Genomic DNA, 12,592 nt, shown 5'->3' on the forward strand with positions numbered 1-12,592 from the left:
CGGCCCCGGCCGCCCTCGCGGCCGCACCAGCAGCCCCGCACCCCGCCACCCCGTCGGCAAAACTCAACACATAAGGGACAGCCCCTCGGCTACACAGCCAAGGGGCGACCTTTAATTTCAAGCTAAGACAAGCGGTATATGGTCTGACGTCATGCCTTCGTCCGGTCCGACTCATTCGACCGAGCGACCCTCGGGAAGAATGGAGCCGCCGTGGCGAACCACCGCCGACCGAAGCAGCCGAGTCATGCCCGGGTCGTCGTGCTCACCGCCGCCGCAGCAGCCACCGTCGCCCTCTCCGCGCAGGGCGCGTGGGCCGATCCGCAGCCGTCCACCAATGACGTGAAGACGCAGATCGACGGCCTCAACGCGCAGGCGGAGAAGGCCACCGAGCAGTACGACGGCGCGCAGGAGAAGGCGAACGTGCTGCGCCAGCAGGCCTCCCAGCTCCAGGACGAGGTGGCCCGCTCCCAGGAGCGGGTGGACCAGCTGGAGCAGGGGCTGGCCTCGGTGGCCGGTCAGCAGTACATGCAGGACGGGCTCGACCCGTCGGTGCAGCTGATGCTCAGCGCCAGCCCGTCCGGCTACCTCGACCAGGCCTCCTCCCAGGAGCAGGCCGACATCAGCGAGTCCGAGGAGCTGAAGGGCCTGCAGCAGGCGATCCGCAGCCTGAACCAGCAGAAGCAGGACGCCACCGCCACGCTCGCCGAGCTGGACTCCACCACCGCCACGCTGAACGGCGCCAAGGCGCAGGTGCAGGCCAAGCTCCAGCAGTCGCAGTCGCTGCTCAACTCGCTCACCGCGAGGCAGCGGGCCGCGGTGCTGGCGGCCCAGCAGCAGGCCGACGGCGGCGAGGTCTCCCGCAGCAGCACCCGAGCCGACCTCGCGGCCCTGCCGCCGGCCTCCGGCCAGGCGGGCACCGCGCTCCAGGCCGCGCTCAGCCGGATCGGCGACCCCTATCTCTGGGGCGCCACCGGCCCGACCACGTTCGACTGCTCGGGCCTGATGATGTGGGCCTACGAGCAGGCCGGCATCCAGCTGCCGCGCACCTCCGAGGAGCAGGCCACGGTCGGCTCCTCGGTGCCGGGCCTCGCCGCAGCCCAGCCCGGCGACCTGGTGATCTACAACGCTGAGGACGGCCCCGAGGGCCACGTGGGCATGTACATCGGCAACGGCGAGGTGGTGCACGCCCCGCACGCCGGCGCCGACGTGCGGATCATGCCGGCCAACGCGCTCCCCATCGCCACCATCCGCCGGATCTGACGGCCCGCTCACCGCGCCCTCGGTCGTCAGCCGTCCGGCAGCGACGTGCATACTTACCGGACGATCATGAGGACGGCAGAGGTGATGGCACGGTGAAACTGGCTGAAGCGCTCGCGCAGCGCGCGGCTGCGGTGCGGCGGGTGGAGCAGCTGAAGGCGCGTGCCGTCGGCAGCGCCCGCTACCAGGAGGGCGAGGAGCCGGCCGAGAACGCGGCGGAGGTCCTGGACCAGGCCACAGAGGTGCTGGACGAGCTGGAGCGGCTGATCCGTCAGATCAACCGGACCAACTCCACCGCGGTCATCGAGGGCGGCGGCACACTCACCGACGCCCTCGCCCGCCGGGACGTCCTGCGGCTGCGCCACTCGGTGATCACCGCGGCCGCCGACGCCGCCTCCGGACGCGACCAGCGCGGAGGCGTACGGCAGTTGCGGTCCGAACTCAGGATCATCTCCGCCCTGCCGGTCGCCGAGCTCCGCGCCCAGGCGGACCTCCTGGCCAAGGAGATCCGCGAGGTGGACACGCTGATCCAGCGCAGCAACTGGGAGATCGACCTCATCGAGGACTGACAGACTGTCAGAACTGGCAGGGCTGTCAGGGCTGACCCCACAAGCCGGGTGTGGGAAGCAGGTAGTCGTCACGGAGGCGTGCACACACCGCGGTCGGCGGTTTATCCGACCACTGGCGCGTGAAGAGCAACGCACGGGGTTCGAGTCCCCACCGATAAAATGCAGCTCAGCATCGCGTACAGGTGACAGAGCACACCGCACAGCTCACCACCACGTGCAGATCCGGACGACGAGGGCGGGAACGGGGCGCCCCACACCCGGTGCGAGGGCCGTGCACACCAGCACGGCCCTCGCACCATTCCACCCCCGATCCACCTCCGAGCCACTCCGGAAGTCAGCCGACGAGCCGGGCCGCCAGCTCCTCGGCCAGCCGGGCCACCGGCCCGCGACGGCGGCGGGCGAGGGCCAGGCCCAAGTGACGGCGCGGACTCGGCTCCGCGAGCGGCAACGCGACCAGCTCCGGGTGCCGGCCCAGGGCGTTCTCGGGGAGCAAGCCGAGCTCGGGGAGCAGGCCGATCTCGGGGATCAGGGCGATGCCGACACCGGCGCGGACGAGCGACTGCGCGAACTCGTAGTCCGTCGCCGTGCACGCGATCCGCAGCTCCACGCCCGCCAGTTCGGCGTGCCGGGCCAGCTGGCCGGCGGACTTGCGGCAGCCCAGGATCCAGCGCTGGTCGGCGAGTTCGGCCAGCCGCAGCGGCTCGGGCCGGTCCCGGTAGCGGTCGGCGGCGGGGTGACGGCGGGGCAGCACGAGCCGCAGCGGGTCGGCGCCGAGCGGCGTCCAGTCCAGGCCGGAGCGGTCGCCGGGCCGCGCGGGCGGCGGGCCGTCGAGGTGGTAGGCGAGCGCGAGGTCGGCCCGTCCCTCACGGACGGCGGGCAGGCTCTCCTCCGGTTCAGCCTCCAGGATCGTCAGCTCGACCTCCGGGTGGTCGGCGCCGAACCCGGCCAGCGCGGCGGGCAGCAGCCGCCTGCCGCCGCTCGCGAAGGTGGCGATCGTGAGCACGGCGCGCTCGGTGCCCAGCCGGTCGATCCGCTGCTGGGTGTCGGCCAGTTCGGCGGCGATCGCATCCGCGGCCTCCACCAGCAGGCGGCCCGCGTCCGTCAGCGTGACGCCGCGCGTGGAGCGTTCGACCGCGGGCGCGCCGAGGCTCCGCTCCAGCGCGGCGATCTGCTGCGAGACGGCCGAAGGCGTGCAGTGCAGCACCAGGGCCGCCTGGTTGAAGCTGCCGTGCTGGGCCACCTCGCGCAGCACCGCCAGCCGCTGGACGTCGATCAACAGTTCTCCTAATGACGAGGCTCCCTGATCGACACTACCGATAATGATCACGGCCGAACAGACTGATCCCGAGACGCCGGCGGACCAGCCGGCGGACCAGCCGGCGAACCGGCCGGAAACGGGATTCGGAAGATTCGGGAGAGGGGCCACGGCATGGACGTGTGCGTGATCGGCGGAAGCCGCCATTTCGGGCGGCGACTGATCGGGGAACTGTCGGACGCGGGCGCGGCGGTGACCGTCGTCAACCGCGGCTCCTCGCCCGTACCGACGGGCGTGACCCACCTGCGCGCCGACCGCGACGACGAAGCCGCGCTGCGCGCCGCGCTCACCGACCGCTCCTTCGACGTCGTGATCGACCAGGTCTGCTACTCGCCGCTCCAAGCCGCCATCGCCGCCCGGGTCTTCGCCGGCCGCACCCGGCGCTACGTGCTGACCTCGACGACCGAGGTCTACGCCGAGCTCGGCCGGCCGGGCGGGGCACCCCTCGCGGAGGGCGCCGTGGATCCCTCGACCTGGCCGGTGGACCTCGAACTCCCCTGGGCGGACCAGCTGTTCCGCTCGGACCACTACGGCGAGGGCAAGCGCCAGGCGGAGGCGCTGCTCACCCGGCAGGCACCCTTCGAGGTGGCCACCGTCCGCACGGCGCACGTGCTCGGCGGCGCGGACTTCACCGGGCGCCTCGCGCACTACGTCGAACGGATCGAGCGCGGGCTGCCGGTGCTGGTCCACGCCGCACCGCAGCCCGCCTCCTTCATCCACGAGCCGGAGATCGCCCGCTTCCTGGCCTGGGCCGCCTCGGCGGACTTCACCGGACCCGTCAACGCGGCCTCGCACGGCACGCTGGACGCGCGCGAGCTGTGCGCGGCGATCGGCCACGCCACCGGCACCGACCCGGTGCTGCTCACCACGACCGACAGCGCAGTCTCACCGTTCTCCTTCGCCGACTGCTACGCCATGGACACCGGCCGGGCGACCGGCCTGGGCTTCCGGTTCTCCTCGGTCGCCGACTGGCTGCCGCTGGTCGTCAAGGAGGCCCGAGGATGATGACAGGGATGACGATGAGGATGCCGACAGCTGCGACCACGCCGCGCACCATCGGCGGCATCCCGGTGGGCGCCATCGGCCTCGGCGCGATGCCGCTCTCGGTCGAGGGCCGCCCGGACGAGGCCCAGGCGATCGCCACGATCCACGCCGCACTGGACGCGGGCGTGCGACTGATCGACACCGCCGACTCCTACCACTGGCACGCCGACGAACTCGGCCACAACGAACGGCTGATCACCCGCGCACTGGCCGCCTACGGCAGCGGCGCGGCCGAGGTCCTGGTGGCGACCAAGGGCGGCCGGGGCCGGCCCGGCGACGGGTCCTGGACGGTCAACGGCCACCCGCAGCACCTGCGCCGCGCGGCCGAGGCCTCGGCCACCCGGCTCGGCGTGGCCACCATCGACCTCTACCAGCTGCACAAGCCCGACCCGGCCGTCCCCTTCAGCGACTCGGTCGGCGCGCTGCGGGAGCTGGCCGACGCCGGCACGATCCGGATGGTCGGACTCTCCAACGTGGACCGCGAGCAGATCCGCACCGCGCGGGAGATCCTCGGCCCATGTCTGGTCTCGGTCCAGAACCGCTTCTCCCCTGCCCACCAGTCCACCCGGGACACCCTCGACCTCTGCGCCGAGCTCGGTCTGGCCTTCCTGCCGTGGAGCCCGCTCGGCGGGATCTCGCTCAGCGCCGTCGATGATCCGGGAACGGCCGTACCACCGCCGCAGACACCGTTCCACGACCTCGCCCGGATCCACGGCGTCAGCCCACAACAGGTCTGCCTGGCCTGGCATCTCGCCCAGTCCCCCGTCGTGATCCCGATCCCGGGCGCCCGCCGGCCGGCCTCCATCCGCGATTCGGCCGCGGCGGCCGGGCTGGCCCTGTCGCCGGCCGAGCTGCACCTGCTGGACGGTGCCGCGCCCGGCCGAAACCCTGCCGCGCCCGCCTGAAACCAGCCCCATCAGAATCGGGGTGCGCTGCGGCGGCCGGTACTGGGAGAATCCGCGCATGCCGATCGTTGAAGTCTCGCCCGGAGTGTCCATCGCGTACGAGACCTTCGGCGACCCCGCCGACCCGCCCGTCCTGCTCGTGATGGGCCTCGGCGCTCAGCTGCTCGGCTGGCACGAGGACCTCTGCCGCGAACTCGCCGCTCGCGGCCGCTATGTGATCCGGTACGACAATCGCGACTGCGGGCTCTCCACCAAGTTCGACGACCACCCCGTCGACACCGGCCGGTTCTTCACCACCATCGGCTCGGGAGACATCGCCGCCGCGCTCGCCATGATCCCCTACACGCTCCAGGACATGGCCGACGACGGCCTCGGCCTGCTCACCGCCCTCGGCATCGATCGCGCTCACGTGGTCGGCTCCTCGATGGGCGGGGCGATCGCCCAGACGATGGCCATCGCCCGGCCCGAGCGGCTGCTGACGCTGACCTCGATGATGTCCGCCACCGGCGAACCCGAGTATGGCCGGTCCACTCCCGAGGCCCTGGCGGTGGTCTCGGCTCCGAAGCCGACCGACCGCGAGGGCTACATCGCGGCGGCCGAGCAGGAGCTGATCTGGGCCTCCAAGCGCTACGGCGACGCCGCCGTCCTGCGCGAGCTGGCCGCCGCGAGCTACGACCGCGCGTACTACCCGGCCGGAGCCGGCCGCCAGCTCGGCGCGCTGGTCCTCGGCGGCTCACGGGCGGACGCGCTCCGCGAGCTCACGGTGCCGACCCTGGTGATCCACGGCCTGGACGACACCCTGATCGACCCGAGTGGCGGGGAGCGCACCGCCGAACTCGTGCCCGGAGCGAAGCTCATGCTGCTCCCGGACATGGGTCACGACCGCCCCCGCGCACTCTGGCCCGAGCTCATCGACGCCCTCGCGAAGCACACCGGCTGACGGCTGCCCGCGCCGATCTCTTCGGGGCCGCCCGCTACCCGAACGCTAGACGCCCTCTCCGTGAGCCGCCAGGCCGCGCTGCAGGACGGCGAGCGCCTGGTCGAGCAGCTCGGCGAGATCGTCCCGCCCCTCGGAGTCGGCCCAGTACAGCGAGGTCTCCGTCATCGTGGCGGCCAACGCGGCGGCGCCGACCCGCAGTTCCAGCGTGGGCGCCGCCAGGCCGGCCCGCTCGGTCATCAGGTCGAGCAGCAGCTTCCGCACCCCGGCGGTGTCGGACATCCTGGCCCGCAGTGCGGGGACGTCGGCGGCGAGTCGCATCCGGGCCAGCAACTCCTCGCGGTCCTCCTGCTGGATCCGGCGCACCAGGCCGACGAGGACCGTACGACACGAGGTCAGGAACGGCTCGTCCGCAGGGCGGGCGCGCAGGCCCGCGATCATCACCGCGTCGTACTCGTCGGTGAGGATCAGGTCCTCCTTCGTCGCGAAGTAGCGGAAGAAGGTGGACGGGGAGACCTCGGCGGCGGCGGCGATCTGGTCGACCGTGGTGGCGTCGTAGCCCTGTTCCGCGATGAGCCGGAAGGCCTCGTGGCGCAGGGTCTGGCGGGTCTTCAGCTTCTTGCGCTCGCGCAGCGACAACGGCGCCTCGATCAGCTCCGCCACCGAGGCGGCGGATGTGGCGGAGGCGTCCGTTGTGCTGCGAGCTCTGGTCATACGACCGATTCTCCGCGACCGGCGTGATCCACCACCACCGGGCCCACCGCATCGGTCACATCCGCCGCAGCCACGCCATCGGCCACGTCCGCCGCATCGCCCACGTCCGCCGACCGCGTCGATCCCGCCGCACCGGGCAGGTGCGGCATCCGGGCGGCGACCAGCACGGCGGAGAGGATCGCCACCACCCCGGCCACCAGCAGCACCGTGTCCATGCCGTGGACGTACGCGGCGTGCGCCGTCCCGGCGAGGCCGGGGCTGCCGAGCTTCGCGGCGACCGCATCCGCAGCGGTCACCGACTGCCGGGCGGTGGCCGCCGCGCCGGCCGGCAGGTCCACCGTCGTCAGGTGGGACCGGTAGCCCGCGGCGAGCACGCTGCCGAAGGCCGCGACGCCGATCGCCCCGCCGACCTGGCGCAGCGTCTGGATCATCCCCGAGCCGACCCCGGCCTTCGCCGGCGGCAGCGCGAGCAGCGCCGATCCGGTGGCCGTGATCAGCACCAGCCCCAGGCCCGCGCCGAAGAGCGGCAGCCAGATCGCGGTGAAGCCGTAGCCGTCGGCCGGGCCGGTGCGGCTGCCGAGCAGCAGGGCTGCGGCGAGCAGGGCGAGCCCGGCCGTGACGACCGCGCGCGGGCCGGTCCGCTCGACCAGCCGTTCGCCGAGCTTGGCCGCGACCATCAGCCCGAGCATCATCGGCATGATCCGCAGCCCGCTGCCGAACGCGTCAGCGCCGAGCACGTTCTGGAAGTACGGCGGCAGCACGAAGAAGGCGCCGAGCAGCACGACCGAGACCAGCGTGACGGCCACCGCCGACCAGCGGAACATCGGGTCGGCGAGCAGGCCGAGGTCGAGCATCGGGTGCCGCTGCCGACGGCTGCGCCGTACCAGGGCGAGGACGGCGAGCACCGAGCCGACCAGCACCGCCACCACCAGCGGGTCGGTCCAGCCGCGCGAGGCGCCCTCGATGATCCCGTACGTCAGCCCGGCGAGACCGCCCGCCGCCAGCAGCGAGGCGAGCAGGTCGATCCGGGGCGCGGCGGGGTCGCGGGTCTCGGGGAGCAGCAGGGTGCAGGCGACCATGCCGATCAGCACCATCGGCACGTTGATCAGGAAGATCGACCCCCACCAGAAGTGCCGCAGCAGCAGCCCGCCGATGATCGGGCCGAACGGCACGCCCAGCGCCGTCATCGTGGAGAGGATCGTGTTGGCCCGGCGCTGCTCGCCGGCCGGGAAGAGCGCCGGGATGGTCGCCAGCGCCATCGGCATCACGGCCGCGCCGGCCAGGCCCATCGCGGCGCGGGCGGCGATCACCGTCCCGGGGCTGTCGGCGAAGAGTCCGACGGTGGAGGCGAGGCCGAACAGCCCGAGCGCGACGGTCAGCGTGCGGCGCCGCCCGAAGCGGTCCCCGATCAGCCCGGCGGGCAGCATCACGGCGGCGAAGAGCACGGTGTAGGAGTCGACGATCCACTGCTGCTGCCCGGTGGAGGCGTGCAGCTGATCAGCCATGGTGGGCAGCGCCACGTTGAGGATCGTGGTGTCGAAGCCGATGACGAGCACGCTCAGCGCGACCGCGATCAACGCGATCCAGCGCCGTTGGTTCACAGCGGTCGGGCCGGCAGGGCCGGCCGGACCGGTCGTAGCACTCGAAGCAGCGAGCATGGCAGCCCCCTTGAGAGATAGTGTCAAATGACAGTAGCTCTCAAAAGATGCCGAGTGTCAATATTCAGCTGTCCGGGCCCTCCGCCCGCTCACCGCCCCTTACTCACTCGCCCGCCTCCCCCACCTCCGCCTCCCCGCCCGCGAACGCGCTGACCAGCTCCTCGACCGACCAGGTCAGCCGCCCCTCCCGCAGGTCCGCGATCACCGCACGCAGCCAGCGCACCTCCGCCGCCGTGACCTCGCGCAGGTACTCGACCTCCAGCATCGCGACCCGGGGTACCCCACCCGCGCTGTCGGCCAGCATCGCCTCGAAGGCGTCGAGCTTGCCGGTCATCACGCGCAGCCGCCGCTCCAGGACATCCGGGACCTCCTCCGGGAGCAGCAGGAGCAGGTGCGAGAGCGCCGCCGGGAACTGCGGGAACTCCGCCTTCGGCTCGGCGAGCATCTCGATCAGCCACTCGCGCGCGACCGCCCGGCCCTCCTCGGTGACCTCGTAGACGGTCCGCTCGGGGTACGCCTGGTCGCGCTCGGTCTCGCGGACGGCGACCAGCCCGGCCTCCTGGAGGCGCTCGATCGTCCGGTACAGACCGGCCCGCTGGCCCACGTTGATGACCAGGTCCTTGCCCCAGTCCTTGATCAGCCGCTGCACGCCGTACGGGTGCAGCGGCTTGTAGTGCAGCAGCGAGAGGACGGTCAGGGCGAGCGGAGAGCTGCGGTGAGTCGTGGCCATGCCCAGATCCTAGCTTCGAACGGACTAGTTGACTCAAAACTAGTTGCAGTGCAACTATCGAATCAACCACGAAGCCGCCGAAGACAGGACCCGACCATGAACAGCACGAGCAACACGAGCAGCACGACCCGCACCGCCCTCGTCATCGGCGGCGGCATCGCCGGCCCGGTCACCGCCATGGCCCTGCAGAAGGCCGGGATCGAGGCCACGGTCTACGAGGCCCACCAGGGCACCGCCGACGGGGTCGGCAGCGGCCTGACCATCGCCCCCAACGGATTCGCGGCGCTGGACGTGATCGACGTCGGCCGGCTGGTGCGGCCGATCGGCCTCCCGATGACCGGCATCGTGCTCCACGACTGGGCCGGCCGGCCGCTCGCCGAGTTCGGCAACCCGCCCGGCGTGCCGCCGATGCAGTTCGTCTGGCGGCCCGAGCTCTACCGCGCGCTGTACGACGAGGCGACGCGCCGGGGCATCCGCACCGAGCACGGCAAACGGCTGGTCGCCGTCGAGGAGGACCAGGACGGCGTGACCGCGCGGTTCGCCGACGGCACACAGGCCCGCGCCGACGTGCTGATCGGGGCGGACGGCATCCGCTCCACCGTCCGCACCCTGATCGACCCGGCCGCGCCCGGCCCGCAGTACGCCGGCCTGATCAGCTTCGGCGCCCGGGTGGACCGGCCCCCGGTGGCACCGACCGAGGGCAAGATGAACATGAGCTTCGGCAAGCAGGCGTTTTTCGGGTATCAGGTCTTTGACACGTCGTCAGCGGTCTGGTTCGTCAACCTGCCGCACCCCGAACCGATGACGGTGGCCGAGGTCCAGCAGACCCCGGCCACCGACTGGCTGCCGCTGCTGCGGAACGCGTTCGCCCAGGACCGCACCCCGGCCGCCCGGCTGATCGAGGCGAGCGATCCGGCCGAGCTGACGATCGTCGGCCCGATGGAGAACATACCGACAGTCCCGCACTGGAGCCGTGGCCGCCTGGTCCTGGTCGGCGACTCCGCGCACGCCCCCTCCTCCAGCTCCGGCCAGGGCGCCTCGCTCGCCATCGAGAGCGCCGTCCAGCTCGCCCGCTGCCTGCGCGACCTGCCACACCGCGAGGCGTTCACGGCGTACGAGCAGCTGCGCCGCCCACGCGTGGAGCGGGTGATCAAGGAAACCACCCGGAAGAACAGCAACAAGGCAGCCGGCCCGGTCGGACGAGTACTGAACGGCCTCCTGCTGCGCGCATTCGCAAAGCTGGCCAAGCCGGAAAAGTCGGCCTGGATGTTCGACTACCCGATCACCTGGGCCACCCCGGTGACCGGCACCAATCCCGCTCCGATACGGCCGACGAGCGCCTGAGCCGCACGCCACAGCGAGCCACTACACCCGCGCCCGCAACACGGCGCCCCCTGGCGGGCCCGATCTGCGCGCGGATTCAGGCGTTGGTGCGCCCCTTCATCGCGTGAGCAGCACTCTTGGTGGCTTCGGTGAGCTGGCCGAGGATCTGGGAGACACGCTGAGGCGTGATGCCGAGGACAGCGGCGATCTCCCTCCCGGTGAGGCCGAGCTCCCTGAGCCGACCTGCGACGGTGCGCCGCTTGGCAGCAGCACGTTGCTGGGCTGCTTCGGCCTCGCGGTCGGCTTGGCGCAGGTCAAGGAGCTCTCCATCTACGCCGGCCCCGATCTCGGGGCTGACGACCAGACTGAAGGAGTCCTCCGGCACCTCAAGCTCCAGCCCGATGTATTCACGGGCCATGTGCTCGGCGTCCAGCAGGGTGCGGGACTGGGTCACACCGACCCCCTCGATGTGCAGCTCCCAGCCATGCCTCCACCGCTTGGCGACAACGGCGTACGTGGTCGGTTTGTCAGTCACTTGATCCAACCCTTCGGCAGGCAGGCGAGCTTCTTGGCAGTGTCGGCCACCACCCCGGGCGAGACCATGATGTGCCGGGGAATGTTGGCCTGATGCTGGCCGCACGGGCAGATCCATTTGGTATGACTGCCCGCATTGGACTTGATCGTGCAGCCCTGAGCTTTGAGTAGGCGCACCAGATCCCTGAGCTTCATTCCCGCTACCATGACCATTAATCTAGGGGGCCTTGATGCTCACATCTAGGCCCCCTAGATTAATCGTACCGCAGGCTGGGTCGGAGCCGCCGGGGGAACGGAACGGTGCCCCGACCCTGCCGACAGGTCGCTACGGCCACGCCTGCGCGTCCGCCCACAGCTGCGCGGCGATCTCGGCGGCCGGGCCCGGTCGCGTGCTGCGCCATGCCGTGCCCGCCCACAGGTGCAGGCTCTGCAGGTCGCCCCGGCGCGCGGCGGCCGCGCGTAGTGGCGCGGTGAGGTGGTGCACCTCGGGGTAGGCGTGCGGGGCCAGGCCCGCGTAGCGGTCGGTGAAGGCGTTGCGCAGGCCGCGCGCGGTGCGCCCGGTGAACGCGCGGGTCAGCACGGTCTCGGTGAAGCCCGGGTCGGTGAGCGCCGCGCGGTGCGCGGCGGACGTCCCGGCCTCCGTCGCGAGCAGGAACGCGGTGCCGAGTTGGACGGCCTGCGCACCGGCGGCCAGCGCGGCCGCGATCCGGGCGCCGTCCCCGAGCCCGCCGGCCGCGATCAGCGGGAGGTCGACGGCGGCCCGGACGGCCGGCAGCAGCTCCAGCAGCGGCGCGTCGCCCGGCTCGTCGGCGACCGCGTAGGTGCCCCGGTGCCCGCCCGCCTCCGGCCCCTGGACGCAGAGCGCGTCCAGGGCGAGATCGGCGGCCGCCCGGGCCTCCTCGGCGCTGGTCACGGTGGCGACCTGGGCGGTGCCCACCGCGCGCAGTGCGTCCGCCTCCTGACGGGTCGGCAGCCCGAACGTGTAGGAGACCAGCGGCACCGGGTCGGCGAGCAGGGCGGCGATCTTCGCGGCCCAGTCCTCGTCGTCCGGCCCGATCCGCTCCGGCAGCACGGCGCCCAGCCGCTCGGCCTCCGGCAGCAGCCTGGCCCGGTAGTCGGCCAGGCCGACTTTCACCGCATCGGTCGCGGCCGGATCGGTCGCGGACAGGTCGGTCGCGGACGGCACGAAGAGGTTGACGCCGAACGGCCGGTCCGTCAGGTTCCTTACCAGCAGCAGCTGTTCGCGCAGCTGGGCGGCCGACCGGTAGCCGGCCGCGAGGAAGCCGAGGCCACCGGCGGCGTTCACGGCCGCGACCAGCTCGGGAGTGGAGGCGCCGCCGGCCATCGGCGCGGCGACGATCGGCATCGCGAGTGCGGAGAGAGTGAACACGGACCCACCCTAACGACGGTCCCGGTCTGCTGACCGTCTGCTGAACGTCTGCTGACCACCTGTCACTTTCGAATCCGTCACCCCCTCTCCCCCGCCCTCCCCCGAAACAACTCCGTAAATTCTGTCGGGTTGTCATGTCCGAGGTATAGACGCTCCCGAAGCGAACTGGTTGGGTAGCCCGCGGCACCACGCACCTCCCTCACCCCCGCGACCCTT

Annotated in this window: 13 protein-coding genes; 6 read left to right on the forward strand and 7 right to left on the reverse strand. The window is 72.0% G+C overall.

The features are described 5' to 3' along the window. Positions 1-210 precede the first annotated feature (210 nt). Entirely contained in the window at positions 211-1,260 is a 1,050-nt protein-coding gene (locus AC060L_RS29755) for a C40 family peptidase (protein WP_483802048.1), read from the forward strand. Between the two features lie 92 nt (positions 1,261-1,352). Continuing rightward, the gene (locus tag AC060L_RS29760; RefSeq protein WP_483802049.1) at positions 1,353-1,826 is read left to right on the forward strand and encodes a DIP1984 family protein; all 474 of its coding nucleotides are present in this window, start codon (positions 1,353-1,355) and stop codon (positions 1,824-1,826) included. A gap of 334 nt (positions 1,827-2,160) precedes the next feature. On the opposite strand, the gene AC060L_RS29765 is transcribed toward AC060L_RS29760, so the two are convergent. Further along, positions 2,161-3,102 (reverse strand): LysR family transcriptional regulator, encoded by a 942-nt coding sequence (locus AC060L_RS29765; RefSeq protein ID WP_483802050.1) that lies wholly within the window; start codon positions 3,100-3,102, stop codon positions 2,161-2,163. Positions 3,103-3,255: 153 nt separating this feature from the next. On the opposite strand from AC060L_RS29765, the gene AC060L_RS29770 reads away from it, so the two are divergent. Genes AC060L_RS29770 through AC060L_RS29780 form a run of 3 tightly spaced genes read left to right on the forward strand, consistent with a single transcriptional unit; the run spans position 3,256 to position 6,030 of the window. Continuing rightward, positions 3,256-4,146 (forward strand): NAD-dependent epimerase/dehydratase family protein, encoded by an 891-nt coding sequence (locus tag AC060L_RS29770; protein ID WP_483802051.1) that lies wholly within the window; start codon positions 3,256-3,258, stop codon positions 4,144-4,146. Positions 4,147-4,166: 20 nt separating this feature from the next. Continuing rightward, positions 4,167-5,090, forward strand: coding sequence for an aldo/keto reductase (locus tag AC060L_RS29775; protein WP_483802052.1), 924 nt, complete (start codon positions 4,167-4,169; stop codon positions 5,088-5,090). Between the two features lie 58 nt (positions 5,091-5,148). After that, positions 5,149-6,030, forward strand: coding sequence for an alpha/beta fold hydrolase (locus AC060L_RS29780; RefSeq protein ID WP_483802053.1), 882 nt, complete (start codon positions 5,149-5,151; stop codon positions 6,028-6,030). A 45-nt stretch (positions 6,031-6,075) separates the two neighbouring features. On the opposite strand, the gene AC060L_RS29785 is transcribed toward AC060L_RS29780, so the two are convergent. The 3 genes from AC060L_RS29785 to AC060L_RS29795 all read right to left on the reverse strand — a co-directional run bounded on the left by AC060L_RS29785 (position 6,076) and on the right by AC060L_RS29795 (position 9,129). Continuing rightward, positions 6,076-6,741, reverse strand: coding sequence for a TetR family transcriptional regulator (locus AC060L_RS29785; protein ID WP_483802054.1), 666 nt, complete (start codon positions 6,739-6,741; stop codon positions 6,076-6,078). Continuing rightward, positions 6,738-8,399 carry an MFS transporter gene (locus AC060L_RS29790; protein WP_483802055.1) on the reverse strand — a complete coding sequence of 554 codons (1,662 nt, stop codon included), beginning with the start codon at positions 8,397-8,399 and terminating at the stop codon, positions 6,738-6,740. Before AC060L_RS29790 ends, AC060L_RS29785 begins: the two co-directional genes overlap by 4 nt. Positions 8,400-8,502: 103 nt before the next feature. Further along, complete coding sequence (locus AC060L_RS29795; RefSeq protein ID WP_483802056.1) at positions 8,503-9,129, reverse strand: PadR family transcriptional regulator; 627 nt, start codon at positions 9,127-9,129, stop codon at positions 8,503-8,505. A 96-nt stretch (positions 9,130-9,225) separates the two neighbouring features. On the opposite strand from AC060L_RS29795, the gene AC060L_RS29800 reads away from it, so the two are divergent. After that, positions 9,226-10,473, forward strand: a complete 1,248-nt coding sequence (locus AC060L_RS29800; protein ID WP_483802057.1) for an FAD-dependent oxidoreductase — start codon at positions 9,226-9,228, stop codon at positions 10,471-10,473. Between the two features lie 76 nt (positions 10,474-10,549). Here the strand turns inward: AC060L_RS29800 and AC060L_RS29805 are convergent, their stop codons facing one another. The 3 genes from AC060L_RS29805 to AC060L_RS29815 all read right to left on the reverse strand — a co-directional run bounded on the left by AC060L_RS29805 (position 10,550) and on the right by AC060L_RS29815 (position 12,352). Next, entirely contained in the window at positions 10,550-10,906 is a 357-nt protein-coding gene (locus AC060L_RS29805) for a hypothetical protein (protein WP_483802058.1), read from the reverse strand. Positions 10,907-10,983: 77 nt separating this feature from the next. Continuing rightward, on the reverse strand, positions 10,984-11,181 hold the full coding sequence (locus AC060L_RS29810; protein ID WP_483802059.1) for a type II toxin-antitoxin system HicA family toxin: 198 nt from the start codon (positions 11,179-11,181) through the stop codon (positions 10,984-10,986). A gap of 130 nt (positions 11,182-11,311) precedes the next feature. Continuing rightward, positions 11,312-12,352: a nitronate monooxygenase gene (locus AC060L_RS29815; RefSeq protein ID WP_483802130.1), complete on the reverse strand. Its 1,041-nt coding sequence runs from the start codon at positions 12,350-12,352 to the stop codon at positions 11,312-11,314. Positions 12,353-12,592: the final 240 nt, after the last annotated feature.

The sequence above is a fragment of the Kitasatospora sp. NEAU-69 genome (assembly GCF_057158765.1).